This is a genomic window from Vibrio aquimaris, assembly GCF_009363415.1.
Classification (GTDB): Bacteria; Pseudomonadota; Gammaproteobacteria; order Enterobacterales; family Vibrionaceae; genus Vibrio; species Vibrio aquimaris.
The window spans coordinates 324,542-341,370 of record NZ_CP045350.1 but is presented as its reverse complement, the minus strand read 5'-3'; the positions used below and the strand labels follow the sequence as shown (position 1 = coordinate 341,370).

General features: G+C 42.6%; 14 protein-coding genes and 1 pseudogene. 9 read left to right on the top strand and 6 right to left on the bottom strand.

All coding sequences use genetic code 11. From position 1 onward, the window contains the following. Positions 1-24: 24 nt before the first annotated feature. From FIV01_RS01645 to tamA, 3 genes are read right to left on the bottom strand one after another with little or no spacing between them, the layout of a single operon-like run. On the bottom strand, positions 25-372 hold the full coding sequence (locus FIV01_RS01645) for a gamma-glutamylcyclotransferase family protein (protein ID WP_152429442.1): 348 nt from the start codon (positions 370-372) through the stop codon (positions 25-27). A gap of 20 nt (positions 373-392) precedes the next feature. Further along, positions 393-4,151 carry an autotransporter assembly complex protein TamB gene (tamB, locus tag FIV01_RS01640; protein WP_152429441.1) on the bottom strand — a complete coding sequence of 1,253 codons (3,759 nt, stop codon included), beginning with the start codon at positions 4,149-4,151 and terminating at the stop codon, positions 393-395. Next, positions 4,148-5,857, bottom strand: coding sequence for an autotransporter assembly complex protein TamA (gene tamA, locus FIV01_RS01635; RefSeq protein ID WP_152429440.1), 1,710 nt, complete (start codon positions 5,855-5,857; stop codon positions 4,148-4,150). The genes tamB and tamA overlap by 4 nt, the downstream gene beginning before the upstream one ends. Before the next feature lie 119 nt (positions 5,858-5,976). On the opposite strand from tamA, the gene msrA reads away from it, so the two are divergent. The 8 genes from msrA (at position 5,977) to FIV01_RS01595 (ending at position 12,378) form a co-directional block, all read left to right on the top strand. Beyond that, a complete protein-coding gene (msrA, locus tag FIV01_RS01630; protein WP_152429439.1) occupies positions 5,977-6,597 on the top strand; it encodes a peptide-methionine (S)-S-oxide reductase MsrA in 621 nt (206 codons plus the stop codon). A 246-nt stretch (positions 6,598-6,843) separates the two neighbouring features. Then, the gene (locus FIV01_RS01625; RefSeq protein ID WP_152429438.1) at positions 6,844-7,392 is read left to right on the top strand and encodes a YtfJ family protein; all 549 of its coding nucleotides are present in this window, start codon (positions 6,844-6,846) and stop codon (positions 7,390-7,392) included. Positions 7,393-7,469: 77 nt separating this feature from the next. Further along, complete coding sequence (locus FIV01_RS01620) at positions 7,470-7,766, top strand: DUF2607 family protein (protein ID WP_152429437.1); 297 nt, start codon at positions 7,470-7,472, stop codon at positions 7,764-7,766. A gap of 77 nt (positions 7,767-7,843) precedes the next feature. Then, complete coding sequence (gene zrgA / locus FIV01_RS01615) at positions 7,844-8,530, top strand: zinc uptake protein ZrgA (RefSeq protein WP_152429436.1); 687 nt, start codon at positions 7,844-7,846, stop codon at positions 8,528-8,530. A 54-nt stretch (positions 8,531-8,584) separates the two neighbouring features. Next, positions 8,585-9,292, top strand: coding sequence for an ABC transporter ATP-binding protein (locus tag FIV01_RS01610; protein WP_152429435.1), 708 nt, complete (start codon positions 8,585-8,587; stop codon positions 9,290-9,292). Then, positions 9,289-10,548, top strand: coding sequence for an ABC transporter permease (locus FIV01_RS01605; RefSeq protein ID WP_152429434.1), 1,260 nt, complete (start codon positions 9,289-9,291; stop codon positions 10,546-10,548). Before FIV01_RS01610 ends, FIV01_RS01605 begins: the two co-directional genes overlap by 4 nt. A 2-nt stretch (positions 10,549-10,550) precedes the next feature. Continuing rightward, positions 10,551-11,168, top strand: coding sequence for a DUF3299 domain-containing protein (locus tag FIV01_RS01600; RefSeq protein WP_415846761.1), 618 nt, complete (start codon positions 10,551-10,553; stop codon positions 11,166-11,168). A 313-nt stretch (positions 11,169-11,481) separates the two neighbouring features. Then, complete coding sequence (locus FIV01_RS01595; RefSeq protein WP_152429433.1) at positions 11,482-12,378, top strand: TIGR03899 family protein; 897 nt, start codon at positions 11,482-11,484, stop codon at positions 12,376-12,378. A gap of 65 nt (positions 12,379-12,443) precedes the next feature. Here FIV01_RS01595 and pgi read toward each other — a convergent pair whose 3' ends face one another. Continuing rightward, positions 12,444-14,096, bottom strand: a complete 1,653-nt coding sequence (pgi, locus tag FIV01_RS01590) for a glucose-6-phosphate isomerase (protein ID WP_152429432.1) — start codon at positions 14,094-14,096, stop codon at positions 12,444-12,446. Positions 14,097-14,392: 296 nt separating this feature from the next. On the opposite strand from pgi, the pseudogene FIV01_RS20685 reads away from it, so the two are divergent. Continuing rightward, positions 14,393-14,530, top strand: a pseudogene (locus FIV01_RS20685) (secondary thiamine-phosphate synthase enzyme YjbQ); the annotation flags it as partial. A 135-nt stretch (positions 14,531-14,665) separates the two neighbouring features. On the opposite strand, the gene FIV01_RS01580 reads toward FIV01_RS20685, so the two are convergent. Beyond that, positions 14,666-15,229: a PqiC family protein gene (locus tag FIV01_RS01580; RefSeq protein WP_172971803.1), complete on the bottom strand. Its 564-nt coding sequence runs from the start codon at positions 15,227-15,229 to the stop codon at positions 14,666-14,668. Positions 15,230-15,231: 2 nt separating this feature from the next. After that, positions 15,232-16,812, bottom strand: a complete 1,581-nt coding sequence (gene pqiB, locus FIV01_RS01575; RefSeq protein ID WP_152429430.1) for an intermembrane transport protein PqiB — start codon at positions 16,810-16,812, stop codon at positions 15,232-15,234. Between the last annotated feature and the right edge of the window lie 17 nt (positions 16,813-16,829).

The following is a 16,829-nucleotide window of genomic DNA, read 5'->3' as shown; positions in this document are numbered from 1 at the left end:
CTCTTGGGCTCTTTTTTAACAAGACTATACCCTTTGGCACCAATCTCCTGATGAAATGAGCGTATCGAGTTTACTGCTGTTTTGGTAGATATATATCCAAGCTTGACCAAAGGGAGTTTCAATCTGATCGCGACGGTATTCAACTGGCACATCTTCTAATTGATCCAAATGGCTAAGCGTTTGATCATCAATAAGGTACACTTCACCTAAGATAGAATCATGACCTTCGACCACCGCAGGGTATGAGCCAAGATCATAGAGGGCGTAATGAGGAAAGGTCTCACACTGGCCTAAACATTGATTCCCCGCAAGATAGTTATGATTTCTTTCTCCTTGCCTTAATGTGCCATAGACAAAAACTAAATGTTGCATCCTGCAATCTCACTGTCTTATTAATTAAACTCAAACTGGTAAAGTAACTCAACCGCGCTATCTAGCCCAGACATAGCCTCAACGTAAAGATCTTGCATCAAACGATAGCGAACTGTGAACTCTCCAACCGAATCGAAAATACCCACACCGTATTTAACTTGCAAACCAGGGAGCACATAACCGCTAACCGTGACTTGTGATTCGTCTCCTGATCCTGCCGTATCCAATTGCAGATCCTGAACACCAAATGCTTCACCTATCTCACCCACCACTCGACCACTCTTAGCCAAGCTGAGACCAATTAAAGTGGAGGTCACAGAATTACCGCCAGACTCTCCATCAATATCTCGACCACGTAGTAAGTATGATAACGCATTCGCTTGTGGCAAGTTTGGTTCTGAAAATATCGTCACGCTTGGCTCATCAACCGGACCTATCACCTTAATTCCAGCAGTGTAATCGTCTTGAGTGTTATCTGGATTACGTATCGCGGTGATTTGCACAAAAGGCTGATCAACAGGTCCATTCATCAAGATTTTTCCTTGTTGGATGATCAAATCCTGACCAAAAGACCGATAAGAACCATTTATAATATTTACCTCTCCAGTCACAAACGGTCCTTTATCTCTCTGCGAGACATTTAAGTTTCCAGACAAATTACCTTCAAGACCAAAAGCTGACAACTTAAGCTCGTCGCCGATACTAATATTAACATTGGTTTCGATACTAAACGGAATCGTCGGCTCTATACTTTCTGGTTCTAAGTGTTCGTTTAGGAGCACTTGATCTTTAGACACGCCAATAGCACTAGGAGGCAGCTCTTCAACCACAATCTTTCCCCACGGCAAAGCTATCGTACCGTCGATGCGAGCTTGTTTTGGCGAGGCTGATATCGTCATATCAGGTATAACTTTGACTTTCACCATAGGAGGGAGATCTAGCATAAGCTCATCAGCAAACACTCGCAGATTAGTTTGCCACTTATTAAGATCTCGCCAATCGGCTTCTCCTTTCGCTTGTAACTGCCCATCCGGCGTATCAACAGCTGCAGTCAAGCTTGCACCGTATCCAGAAAATTTGACATCAATATTTCCAGATTCAATTTCCACGGGGGTTACTTCGCCTTTTAGAAAGAGATCATCAAGCACAAACTGCCCTTTTAATTTGGGCTTCATTATCGGGCCTGCGAAAGACAATTGAGAATTAAGCGTTGATTTAAACTGACTATAGTCGCCCAAAAATGGTTCTAGAAAATCCAATTTGAGTTCAGTCAATTGCAGTTCTCCATCCAAGGACTTGTTTGTATCGACAACATTGAATACCTTGGCATGACCTGAAAAATCCCCATTGTCAGCCAAGTCAATCAACCAGTTGGTTGATAATACATTATCTTTTAATGCCGCCTTTAAGCTAACGCTCTCCCAGCCCAAGCGAATTGGATGTGCACCATGATCATTCACCATGCCCTGCCCCATGCCAAGATCCACTGTGAGGACTGGTGGAGTATCAGGAGCCCAACTCGCCATAGCGGAAAGATTAAGATCGCCTTTAAGCTCTGTCTTTTTAGGGAAAATAGGTTGCAGCTGACTAAAGTCGATATTGGATATGGAAACCTTAGCTTCACCTTTTTGGCCAACATTTATATCCTTATCCAAACAAATTGAGGCCCCTTCTTGCTGCCAGCAGTGAGCTGCAACAAAAACTTGCTGAGATTGAGCTGAGTATCCCACTGGGGTCTCGCTCTCTAATGTCCATACCCCTTGTTTTGATTTAATAAACATCCCATCTAAATTGCCTTTCCAAACCAGCTCTGGAAGACGTTCTAGCTCTCCGTGGAGATTGAGTTGAGTGGAAACGATATCCGACACGACATCTAAGCTAAGCGTATGACTTTTCTCATTACCTTTTGTATTTAACAACACGTGATCGATAACATAATTCTGATAGTGAGCATTAAATACCGATAGTTTTATGTTAGCTGCGATTTGAGTAAGCGGGGATAACTCACCTTCTAGATCAATAGTTTTAGCATCGATATCTGTACCCCAGCCGACATCCCTCGCTTTGAGCATCACGCCAACCCTAGGCTGCTGGATACTGTCTTTTAATATTAGGTTTCCTTTTAGGTTACCACGTAGATTAGGCACGGTTAGCGACATGTCCGCAAAAGAAACCTCCACCTTCATATCCGACGCTTGCTCAATAACACCACTGGCCTTCACAAAGTTTGGCCCATGAGATAAAGCGAGCCCCGACGTGGTCACCTTGATGTCTCCTGTTCCAGTTTCATCAGAGGCTGACAGTTGACCCAAAAGCTTGAGTGGATAGTCACGTACAACACCGTCAATATCTAACTTAGGGACAGCTATTTTCCATCCACCTTGATTTGTCAAAGCACCAGAGGTGGCCAAACGGCCACTGATTTGTCCTTCGGCATCTTGCCATTGCATACCTGGCTGAATATCTTTCAGTAAGAGATCGGCAGACCAGTTAATTGGGGCTTGCCAATTCGCCATTAACTGACCTGATACTTCGCCCCCTAATGTTTTCAAAGAAAGCGTATCTAAATCAATTTGTTTAAGATTACCTTGACCGAACATAGTTAACTTGGATTCGGGCACTTCTTTTCCCGAAAACCTGGCGTCGAGAGCAATATCATAGCGATCTAAAGAGCCTTTACTCTTCAAACTATCCACAGAAACAAGGTAGTCTCCCTCTCCCAATAAGGGCCACTGGGCCTGTACATCCAATAAGGAAAGTTCAAATGGAATATTGTTACGCAATGGTTGAACAAAGGCTTGAATTTTACCCTTAGCTAAACCACCTAACTCGGCGTCTAAGGAGAGGTTAGCAACACTGCCCGAAGCATTAAGGTCGATGATTTGACCTTTAGCAATCGGCTGTTTAATGGTCGTTTTAAGATCCAAACTGATAGGGTAATCTTCTACCAAATTAACTTCACCATTGAGCCTAGCAGCCAGTTGAGGCATATCTAGCTGCATGGCTCGTAGATTAATTTTTGAACCTACCGCCTCTGCTTCAATCGCTAAATTGTTTACCACAACAGGTGTGTCTTGTACCAAAGTAAAATCATGAATATCTAATCGTTTCAGGTTTATATCCAAGGGTAAAACGACACTAGGTAACTCAATATCATGCTGACTACTTGTCGATGGGGCGCTAGCTGGTTCTGGCGTATTTTTTTCTTGCGCCAAGATTAGATGAGTCTTACTTAGCAAGGTTTTATCAATAGTTAAGTTCTGTCCCGCCAAGCTCAATCCACTGGTGAAAGCCCCGACTTGAACCTGATAACCAAGAATATTGAGATCAAGATCAGAAAGAGATAAACGTTTAACAATAAGCGGTATCGGTAAACTAACACTACTTTCGCTATCTGTTTCAGGCTCAGCGGAGCTTTGAGGGTCTGATGATGCTTCAGGCATATAAAACTTAAGGCCATTAAGGGCCAGTTCGTCGATACAAATACTTGCCCCTACAAGGCACGAAACATCAACACCAAGAGTGATAGAATTGGCACCTACATCTAAATTTAGTGCTTGGTCTTGATATGAGACCTTATTGAGAGTGAAGCGCGGAAAAACCGCTCCAGAGTAGGACTCAATTTCAAGCTGTGGCAGCGACTTTTCGGCCGCCCAAATGACAAACTTTAACCCGGAAGTGGTAAACAAAATAACAGACAGGCCGAGCACAATAGCTGCTATTAGCGTCATTGCCGCAACTGAAAACCACTTAGAGCATCTTATAACAAGCTGGGTCATAGCTCTGGGCCCAATGTGAAATGAATTTTAAACTCATCACCCGGAGTGGCATCTAACCCCCAAGCAAAGTCTAATCTGACTGGTCCCACGGGAGATTCCCAGCGAACACCTACTCCTGTACCACGTTTGAAGTCAGGTTCATCATTAAACGCATCGCCATAGTCGTAAAAAGCCGCTCCCCACCAATTGCCATAAATTCGGTATTGATATTCCAGTGAAGACGTGGCCATATATTTAGCACCCGTCAAGGCTCCACTGCTGTCAGTCGGCGAAATAGATTGATAGTTATAGCCACGTAAGTTGTTATCACCACCAGCAAAAAAGCGCAAAGACGGTGATAATCGTTCAAAGTCTTCAGTGATGTTGGCACCGCCATCTAAACGAAAGATCCCTCTATGATTTCGCCCTGCACTACGGATCCATGTCATCCCACCTTGTAGGCGGATAACCCTAGTCTCTGATAATGCTCTGTCATCACCAAATTCAAGGCTCAGTGATTGTTTATCTCCCCAACTTGGCATTGCCCCGCCACGTATTCTGCTGCGGCTAAAACTAAAACCAGGCAATAAGAATTGTCCTGAATCATCCTGTAGACCTTGCTCGTAGTTTTCCAACAAATATCGAATATAAAGGGCTCGGTGCCATCCGTTATCAAGTAACCAATGACGCTCTAGGGCTAGATTCGATTCTAAACTTTGCGTATCTCGATTATCTAGATTTTTCATACCGTACTTAAGCTGATAATACTCATTTAGAGCATCCTCTAGTGGGACTTTATAGCCTGCTGTGACGGTTTGCTCTGGCCCAGAAATTGAAAAACTGCTAGTGAAACTATGGCCGCTGCTATTGACCCAAGGTTGTTTCCATTTGAGCGATCCTTTTGCACCAACATCTGTTGAGTAACCAAGGCCTGTTTCTAGCTGATTTCTCGCCTGCGGCGCTAAAGAGACCTTCATAGGTAACTCCCTCCCTTCTCCCAGATGAGAAAGATCAGGTTCAACTAAGACAGATGAGAACCATTCTGTGTTGGATAGGTTTTGGTTATATTCACCTACTGCTGTAGCCAAATAGGGATCGCCCTGTTTGTAAGGTGACAAGGATTCAACACGCATCAAGTCTATTTGGCTACCGGTAATCGAGCTTTGACCAAACGCATAACGAATACCACTATCAAAATGAAGTCGAATAAAGGCTTGATCTAAATTTGGCGACACCTCCAGTCGACTTACCGTGTAATCTCCATCAAAATAACCTCTTTGCAAAGCAAGGTTACGAATGCGCGATTTCAGGCCATCATACAAACTATGGTTTAATACTTGCCCCTGTTTGAGACCACTGCGCTCAATCAAGGTCTTAAAGGCTTGATCATCACGGGCTTCACCACTTAACTCTATGTCCACCAGCGCAATCAAGACTGGCTCTCCGGGCACAATAGTGATGACTAATTCCTGCTCTCCACTGTTTGTCTCAAATGAAAAGTTGGGATGATAATAACCAAGTGCATTGAGTGCTTCAGTTAAACGCTTTTCGACCCGAGCCTGAAAACGCAAACTGGTACTATAGTCTTGGCTAGGAATTGCCTGCAGATAAGTTTCAACATTTTGCTCCAATTCTCCTGATACTCCGCGAATCGACAGCGATACTTCTTGCCCGAAGGCTGAAATACTGCTTAAAAGTAGAATCGCTGGAAAAAACGGTTTTATCATGGTTTATTGGTAGCCTATACGTCGTTACGAAATAATAACGTCACTGCAAAAAGATGTCTGTACGAAAACCGTCAATTAAGCGGTCTACTCCCAAGAATATCATTTTAAGGAGATGAGTCATGCTCGATAAACAAATCCCCGTCACCTCCCAACAAGCCCTTCCTGGTCGTGATCAACCACTAAATGTTGATGATAAGCACTATGTGAATCAATCAAACATCAAAGCAAAACCTCCTCAAGGTTGCCAAGAAGTCTTATTGGGTATGGGATGTTTTTGGGGAGCAGAACGTTTATTTTGGCAGTTAGAGGGGGTTATCAGCACCTCTGTCGGATATTCTGGCGGCTATACTCCCAACCCAACGTACGAGGAGGTCTGCTCTGGGAAAACGGGACACACAGAGGTAGTGAGAGTCGTTTTCGACCCAAACATCATCTCCTTTGGGCAATTACTACGCACTTTTTGGGAACGCCACAATCCCACTCAAGGAATGCGTCAAGGCAATGATATGGGAACTCAGTATCGCTCAGCCATCTATACGTACAATGAACAACAACTAGAGCAAGCCATAAATTCCAGAGACGAGTATCAAAGACTGCTTAACTCTAGCGGCTCCAACATTACTACAGAGATTGAAAAAGCTAGTCACTACTACTTCGCAGAAACCTATCACCAACAATACTTGGCTAAGAACCCCAATGGCTATTGTGGCTTAAATGGAACTGGCGTCTGTTTTCCATAAAATGGATAAACCGAATAATCCTGTTTCGTCCTATTTAGCCAGCAAGAATGCTGGCTATAACATCAAGCTAGATATTGGGTTATTGCTCGCCGCCAAAATATAACCCTCGTTTTTAGAAAACCCACTCTGAGTTAGCTGCAGTTGAGATCACAATTATGCAACAAAGTTTTCTGCATTAATGTATCGCTGATCCCGCGAGCAGTTTTCACTATATAATCGATACACTCAACCCAGAGGAAAAACAAAATGAAAATAAAAACCCTGGTTGCCCTAGCGGTGGCATGTAGTTTTACAGCTTCAGCACACAACATCAAAGTCGATCAGACATTACCTCTGGTTGAAGTTAAAAATTACGGCGAGATCCTAGTTAAAGGTGATGACATTAGTTATCAAGAGTGGTCATCTCAAGATATGATCGGCAAAGTAAGGGTCATTCAGGCCATTGCAGGCCGCAGCAGTTCAAAAGGTCTCAACCAACCACTCATGGCAGCCATTACAGATTCTAAGTTTGCTCAGGACAGCTATCAAACCACGTCGATCATCAATCAAAATGATGCTATCTGGGGAACAGGCTCTTTTGTAAAGTCTTCAGCGGAAGATAGCAAAAAAGATTTTCCTTGGTCTTCTATGGTACTCGATGAAGATGGCAAAGTGGCTGGAGCCTGGGATCTACAGGAAGAATCATCGGCAATTATTGTACAAGATAAACAAGGGAAAGTTCTTTTCGTCAAGGAAGGCGCGCTAAACCAAAGCGAAATTGAGCAAGTTCTATCTTTAATCAAAGACAACATTTAATACAAATTTGAACATAGCGCTTGCAGCCTAGTTGTTATAACATAACAACTTTAACATTAAACACGATTTTAAGCGCTATGACTCAAACTCATCGACCACCAGCACGACATTCAAGCACACTGGCTGTGATTGCAATCGTGCTCGTGCTCTGGATGAGTTGGGCTTCTATTTTCCATCAGTATCAATTCAGCACACACCATGATGAGCACCACTGCCAACTCTTTTCCTGTTTGAAGCATGGTTCGAACTATAGTCAAATAACCTTATTTGATAACCCGTTAGCTCATGAGCATAGCTTTAGTCAAAAGTATGATTTGTATCAAAAAGCTGTTTTTAGTTACCTCGCTCGTTCTCCACCAGTGAACCTAATCTAAACAAAGAAATGTCATACAAGCGGTTGTCTCAAAACACAGCCCCCCCATTTTTAATTTACCATTGATTAGGATTTACAATGCATTCCATTACAAAAGTCGCAACAATTATTAGCCTAGTTCTAAGTACTTCAGCATTAGCCGATGAAGAGTTTCGCCAGCATGACGCCCACGAGCATGGTCACGTAGAACTCAACATTGCCCAAGATGGTGATGAGTTACTCATGGAAATTCATGCCCCAGGAGCTGATGTGTTAGGCTTTGAGCATGCGCCTAAAAATGAGCAGCAACAAAAAGCATTAGAGCAAACCATCGCAAAACTAGAAAATGCTAATTCTCTATTTGCTCTGACTGCCAGTGCCGGTTGCAAAATCGTGCATCAATCTGTCACCAATACTTTGAGTTCGGATGAACATGATGAACACGATCACGATGATCACGATGGTCACGATGGTCACGATGGTCACGATGGTCACGATGGTCACGATGGCCACGACGGTCAAGACGGTCAAGACGGTCAAGACGGTCATCATGACCATGAAGAAGAGCATAAGCATGAAGAACATCATCATGATCATGAGGGTGGACATGGAGAATTTGCGGTTGAATATCACTACCAGTGTGACAATCTTGATGCTCTCTCATCTATCAATACCCAATGGTTTACTCACTTCCCATCGACAAAGTCAATCAGTGTTAATCTACTAACGGATAAGGCCCAGACGGCCCTAGAACTATCTCCTAGCACCACTAAGATTTCACTTTAAAACTCATTAGCCTGAAGATATATCCTTCAGGCTTATCTGTTCAGGTTATGTCCGATGAGAAAAAATACTAATCACGGCGTAGTAGAGCTGGAGCAAGTGTCCTTTACTTGGCCGGGCAACCAAACGCCAACACTGAATATAGATAGTTTATCTGTCCAAGAGGGAGAGCATCTATTTGTCAAAGGTCCAAGCGGCTGTGGAAAATCAACGTTACTGGGACTTTTAACTGGTATTCAGACTATCGATACTGGAAAACTAAGTGTACTGGGAGAAGACTTAGTACAAATGTCTGGTAGCCAACGAGATACATTCCGTGCCAATAATATTGGCTATATCTTTCAACAATTTAACCTATTGCCTTACCTTAGCGTGATTGAAAATGTTACTCTTCCCTGTCAGTTTTCCAAGTTGCGAAAGTCCAAACTGGACAAACCTATGGTCGACGAGGCAAAAGACCTACTAAATAGCCTTCATTTGCCGCATGATTTAATGCATAAGCCCGTGGTTGAATTAAGTATTGGTCAACAGCAACGGGTAGCCGCGGCGCGAGCACTAATTGGCAAACCGGCTTTAGTCATTGCCGACGAGCCGACTTCCTCGCTGGACTATGACAATCGCTCTGCTTTTATCGAGCTTTTGATGGATCAGGTCAAACAAGCACAAGCAAGCCTTTTGTTTGTCAGTCACGATCCAACCCTAGAAAGTATGTTTGATCGAACTCTACACCTTAATGAAATTAATCGAGCGGGAGTGACATCATGAGCCCAACACTTATGCTTGCTTGGAAGAGCGTCCGTAACCGCCGAATCACAGCCATGTTAACGATCATGACGGTTGCGATATCGGTAGTATTACTACTTGGTGTCGAGCGCGTTCGTACTCAAGCCAAAAGCAGTTTTGCGAATACCATTTCCGGTACCGACCTTATCGTTGGTGGTCGTTCAGGCCAAGTTAATTTACTCCTATATTCTGTATTTCGAATTGGTAACGCCACAAACAATATCGATTGGAAAAGTTATCAAGAGTTCAGTCAGCACAGAGCAGTAAAATGGGCGATTCCGATTTCTTTGGGGGACTCTCACAAAGGTTTTCGCGTTATGGGAACCAACCATAGCTATTTTGAACATTACCGCTATGGGAAAAAATCCCCATTAAAATTGTCAGAAGGTAGAGAGTTCTCAGGCCTGTTCGAGACAGTTATCGGCTCAGATGTAGCTCGTGAGCTGGGATACCAAATCGGGACTGAAATTATTATTGCTCATGGGATCAGTGATGTTGGATTCAGTCGTCATGACAACCTGCCATTTAAAGTGGTTGGCATACTTGCACCAACAGGAACCCCTGTTGATAAAACCGTACATGTATCACTTGAGGCAATTGAAGCTATTCATGTAGGTTGGGAGTCAGGAGCCCACCTTGGTAACACTCCAAGTGCCCAGCAATTGGAGAAGCAGAATTTTCAGCCACAGCAAATCACTGCGATGCTCATCGGCTTAAAGTCCAAAATTCAAGCTTTTTCATTACAGCGACAAATCAACACCTACCCAAAAGAGCCTCTAAGTGCCATTCTTCCTGGCGTAGCATTACATGAACTTTGGGGGATGATGTCAGTTGCAGAGCAAGCACTCATGGTCATTTCTGCATTTGTTGTTATTGCGGGACTTCTCGGGATGCTGTCAAGTTTACTGACTAGCTTGCAAGAACGTCGCCGCGAAATGGCTATTTTGCGGGCGATGGGCGCAAGGCCAAAACATATACTGTCCCTACTTGTTCTCGAAGCCAGTACGCTTACCTTGCTTGGCTTGGTCGCTGGGGTCACCATACTGTATGGTGTATTGGCAAGTATTGCTCCTTTCATCCAACAAAATTATGGAATTAATATTGAAATGGTCGCCTTATCTCATTACGAGTGGAAGCTTCTTGCAGCTGTGCAACTAGCAGGTACAGTAATAGGCTTCATACCGGCCTTTCGCGCCTATAAACAATCACTAAGTGATGGGATGACAATTAGAGTTTAACTATGAAAAAGCAATTATTTATACCAATGATACTAGCAGTCTCATTGGTAACAGGCTTGGCGAATGCCAATGAAGAAAAAGCGGCTAGTGTTAAGCAGGAAAACACACAGACAGCATCAAAAGCGTCAGCTGAAAAAAGCCAAAAGGCCGAGAGTAAAAGCACCCAAATTAAGGCTGCAGACAATAAGAAAGGCGATGTTCTTCAACTAGACTGGATAGATTTGATCCCCAAAAGCGAACGTAACCAGTTCAACGCTCAAGGCATGCCTGTTCAAAATCACTCTGGCAGCGCCGCCAAGCAGTCTCTAGTGGGTAAAGTACGTCAGGATCTTAACGGTAGCTCAGTCAAAATCCCTGGGTTTGTTATCCCATTAGAAGGTGATGCTAACAAAGTGACCGAGTTTCTACTCGTTCCTTATTTTGGGGCATGTATACATGTGCCACCACCGCCACCAAATCAAATCGTATATGTTAAATTACCCAAAGGGGCGCCTGTACAACAGCTATGGGATGTCATTTATGTGGTTGGAAAACTGAAAACAGTAACCATGAGTCATGACTTAGCGGAGACTGGTTATATGTTAGAAGGCACCAGTATCGAAGAATACGATGACTACTAGAAAGTGCATGTCATAACATGAATACAACCTGTCAATTATCCGCTTTGCTCACACGTATTTAGACAAATAGACTAATACAGCCAGATATACGAGAAACAATAGGGTAATTGATAGGTGCTTTCTTAGTTTGTTATCATTTAAAAACTTCATAAGCCCCCCAAGCATCTATAACAATTTTAACAAGTTATTATCATTTGGCATAGAATCAATTTTCAAAGGTTGCTCACAGAGTTGCTCTGGCAGATAAGCCTGTTAAGAGGTAGATTTAAGGGATGTTCGTTTCTATTGCGGTCAATAGGGCCTAGGTATTCACATGTCTGAGAAGCAAAAACCCGTGGTTATCGATCATGAGCCAAACTCTGAATCTCGACATGAGAAAAAACCTAATTACATCAAGGATAGCGCTAGCCGAATTATGAGCATCGCCCATACTCATGGGCTTGATGCACTGTTGCAAAAGGAGACACCTGAAAAGACGGCGCTGGAACGAGCCCTAGTCCGAGAGCGACGACAAAAAGAACTACAGCAAAAAAATCTAGAGCAAATCCTGAAACTTGCCCATCTATCATGTAAAAATGAAACGGCAGGCGATCCTGACCATGATTGGTTACAACGCTTTTTCAATATGGCACAAGAAGTTCACAACCCTTCCATGCAGCGCCTTTGGGCTCAAGTTCTCAAGCGTGAGGTAACTAACCCAGGCTCTACCTCGATGAAAGCACTGAAAACGCTCAAAGATATGTCGCCTAAAGAAGCACAGGTATTACAAAGAGCGGCTGCTCTAGCCTGCAGTTTTGGGGGAGATACTAGCCGTAAACTCTTAATCGGCTTTCGTGCCCAAGGGGGAATTTTTAGCTTTGGTAAACGTAACATTACTGGCAATATCAATGTCGGTAGCTTCCAACTTCCCTACTCAAGTCTGCTAGTTTTGTTCGAACTTGGTTTAATGCATGGAACCGAACTTGAGTCTGGAGAAATAGAATTAGACTCTCCCTTACCACTTAATTACCAAGGTAAGCAACTGTCACTGCAAGCTCATGCTAAAGGTGTACGCCTGCTGTACTATCGTTTTAGCCCTACTGGTAATGAATTATGTAAGCTGCTGGGTAACAAACCAAACATGCAATATTATGATCAATTGGTTTCCTTATTGGGCCAAAAATTCATCGCTCATACAGACTCCCACGGTAGTATTGACCATACTGTCTGACCAGATTGATATGCCCGTATAATAACGCCAGCGAGTTAGCTGGCGTTATTAATCAAGGCTAGACCTTATGCTTTAAAAGCTTTAAAAGCATTGATCAGTCCGTTGGTTGAACTATCGTGTGTCACCACTTCTGACTCATCAGCAAGTTCAGGTAGAATTTGGTTAGCAAGTTGCTTACCTAACTCCACACCCCACTGGTCAAAGCTAAAGATATTCCAGATAACACCTTGAACAAAAATCTTGTGCTCATACATTGCAATAAGATTGCCCAATGTACGAGGCGTGATTTGCTTGACTAATATAGAGTTTGTAGGGCGATTACCTTCAAAGACTTTAAAAGGAACCAGATCTGCAACTTGTTCTTCACTCATACCCGCTTTTGCAAATTCTTCTCGAACAGCGGGTTCACTCTTACCAAAAGCTAGTGCTTCAGTTTGAGCAAAGAAGTTAGACATCAATTTCTGATGATGATCGCCAGAGGGATTATGGCTAAGTGCAGGCGCAATAAAATCACAAGGAATTAATTTGGTGCCCTGATGAATCAACTGATAAAAAGCATGCTGACCATTAGTGCCTGGTTCACCCCAAATAATAGGTCCTGTTTGATAGGTGACAGCTTTACCATCCCGATCAACATACTTACCATTTGATTCCATATTACCTTGCTGGAAATAAGCAGCGAAACGATGCATGTATTGATCATAAGGTAAAATTGCTTCTGACTCAGCGCCATGGAAGTTGTTGTACCACAAGCCAATCAGAGCAAGAATGACAGGTAAGTTGCTCTCTAATTCAGCCGAAGCAAAATGGTGATCCATTTCATGCGCGCCTTCAAGCAGCTCAACGAAATTATCAAAACCAATAGAAAGGGCAATAGATAGACCAATTGCTGACCAAAGCGAGTAACGACCGCCTACCCAGTCCCAAAACTCAAACATATTGTCAGTATCGATACCAAACTCAGACACAGCCTCTGCATTGGTAGAAAGTGCGGCAAAATGCTTGGCAACATGAAGGTTGTCACCCGCCGATTTAAGGAACCAATCACGAGCAGTATGAGCATTCGTCATAGTCTCTTGAGTGGTAAAGGTTTTGGAAGCAATCAAAAACAACGTAGTTTCTGGATTTAATGACTTTAACGTCTCAACGATATGAGTACCGTCCACATTCGATACAAAGTGCAGATTAAGGTGGTTTTTATACGGTGCCAACGCCTCTGTGACCATATAAGGGCCAAGATCAGAACCACCAATGCCAATATTGACAATATCTGTGATTGCTTTGCTTGTGTACCCTTTCCATTCACCGCCGATGACGCGATCAGTAAAAGATTTCATTTTAGCCAGCACTGTATTGACCGCAGGCATGACATCTTCACCATCAACCAACACAGGATTGCTACTTCTATTGCGCAGCGCGGTGTGTAATACGGCGCGATCTTCAGTCTTGTTGATAGCCTCACCACCAAACATAGCGTTAATCGCCGACTTAAGCTCAGTTTGGTCTGCCAAAGCAAATAAATGCTTGAGTGTCTCATCATTGATTAGGTTCTTTGAGTAGTCGACGAGAATATCAGAGCCAAATCGAGCAGAGAACTTCTCAAAGCGTGTCTCATCTTGAGCAAATAGCTCCTTTAGATCCATATCTTGTGCCGACTCAAAGTGCTGTGTAAGCGCTTTCCAGGCTGGTGTTTGTGTTGGATTAATATTTTTCAACATGGTGACGTTCCCAGTGTTAGAGTAGATACAATTCTACTTGGTTTGGTCATGATAGTGAGGAAAACTGCGATCAGTAGCAGTCCCAATTAAGCAAAAGTAGTTCTGTTCTCAAAGCTAAACAAGTGAACAAAAACTTGTAATAAATTTTCAGGTCGACATTATGACTCAGTCACACAGTAAGATTATTGAGTCAAATCACATTAGTTACTAATTAAGCTTGTCGACTTAAAACAACATTGACACATAACGATACCGATAATGATGTCATTTGCCAAATAGATTTTAGAGGGGACTGTATGTGGAGCCAACAAACCATTCGACTCACAGCGAGAGCTCGTGGATTTCATCTTATAACCGATGAAATAGAACAACAATTACCGGAATTAGCATCAATTTCTGTGGGAATATTACAGTTATTTATCCAATCGATTTCTGAATAATTTGATAGAATTGAACTCGTTGAAGATAAAACACTGTTCAAGGAAGTAAACGACAATGGCATGCCTCATCACTATGTCATAAAACATTCAATCATGCTTATCTCATCTAAAGTGGGGTAAACAAAAAAGTTAATTATGGCTGAGTTTAGACGCTAGGTCCTCTGTAAGCTTGTCTATACCTTTAGACAAAGCATCAACTAGATAGTAGTACCCTTCCTTTTCCAATGGTGTTTCAATCATAAAATATTCATTCATGACAATGTGCCCGTTTGCATCAATTAATAGCCATTCTCCGGCAAATTCCGCCATTCCTGTGTAAACACCATTAAACTTTTGAACTCGAACATAAAGTTGCATACTATCGACGTCGATAGAAGAGTTGGGTTCTATAGGCCAATATTTAACTTGCTTAGAACGTAGTTGATGGATGATATTCGTAGTCAGTTGCTCCTTGATGCCATGAGCCCACTGATTATACTGCGCCACATTAACTTCCGAATCTGAGGTTCGGTATACAATACCAGCCCCACTCAGATACTCTGACAGCTCTGTTTGGACTGTCAAGATTGGAGATTCTTGAGACGCTACAATAGCCGGCGAGTTGTTTGGTAGCAGGTATTGTTGACCTTTCTGGGCTGATTCGTTAACACAACCAACAAATAATAGACAGCACAATAAAAGTACATTTTTCATACTCATTTCCCTTTTGCTGGTGTTGGATCTGAAGGAGCATCATCACCAAATACTAAAGAGTTTGGTTTGTCATTGACCTTTTTAATCAGCGGTTGGAGTTCTCGCATCACTTTTTCGAACTCCGCCAATGCATCGTTCAAGTTTTGATAAACAGGCGAACCTTCAGAAATACTATCTAACGTGTCCTGCACTTTCTGCAAGCTTATAACCAATTGAGAAGGTAACTGTTGCGTGTCATCACGAGCAATTAACTTTTCAAGATCACTCATAACTTTTTCAGAAGAAGCCAAAGTCTTATCTAATTTACTCACAATACTCATTACTTGTTTCTGAATTTCATCCTGAGCTCCACGCCGAGTAGGAAATACGTCGTACCCTTTTGACTTTCGATGGACGTAGGGCTCTTTTAATTCTTCAAATCCTATGTCCACAAATAATGCCCCTGTGAGAAAGTTTCCCGTTTTTAACCTGCCTGAAAGGCCGTTTTCAAAACCAATTTTAATCTTGTTTTTTAGCTGGTCAGTAGCAAAATTTCCTGAGGATTCAAAAAGGCGATTTGGTTCTATGCGAATTAACACAGGTACAGAGTCAGCATGAAAATCATTGCTCATAATTGGTTGACTAAAAGGTACTTTCTCTACAGTTCCGATACGAATACCACGGTACTCAATAGGCGCCCCTTCGTTTAAACCTCTAATTGAACCGTCAAACAACATCACGTATTCGATATTGCGAATGTAGCGCGATTCATTCACATCTTTAGCACTGTTGAAAAGGCGGAATTGTTTCATCTGCTCAGTAACAGTTTCACCTGATTTCATTCCTTTAGGTACGGAAAAGCTCACTCCCCCGGAAATCAAACTTTCAAGTGATCCTAAATGGATGTTAAACCCTTGAGTATTAAGATCGATATCCATACCCGACTCAATCCAAAAGTGGGTTGAATCTCTAACCAACTCATCATAAGGTTGAAAAATAAAAAGCTGGTACAAAGCTTTTTCTTTCTTAATATCAAAGCTGACCTTCTCAACTCGACCAACCGTAAATCCCTGATAAATAACAGGATCGCCAACTGAAAGTTTACCTGCCTTTTTATGTGATAAAACAACTCTTAACCCTTTAGCATCAGGAGGCGCCACAGGAGGAATATCCAACATCTGAAAATTATCTCTGGGCGTTGATGAACTCCCTGGTTGAAGCTGAATATATGCCCCTGATAGAATGGTTTCTAGTCCAGAAATACCTTCAGTACCGATGCGAGGTTTGACGATCCAAAACAAAGTATCCTCTCGTAGCATCCGCTCAGCGTCTTTGTTTATATTAGCGGTCAAAACTATATGACTATAGTCGTCACTTAGTTTTACATCTGTCACCACGCCCACTTGAACATCACGGAGCTTTATTTGAGTTTTCCCTACTTCAATCCCAGAAGCTGAAGGCAAAACTATTTTGACTTCTTTACCTTTGGAAGTTTCGTATTGATAAAGCATCCAAATACCGATAATAAGAGCGATAACTGGAACTATCCAAATTGCTGAAATCTGTTTCTGTGATGATAGGTGTGCTTTATTACTGTGTTCCATATAAAATGGTTCCGTTC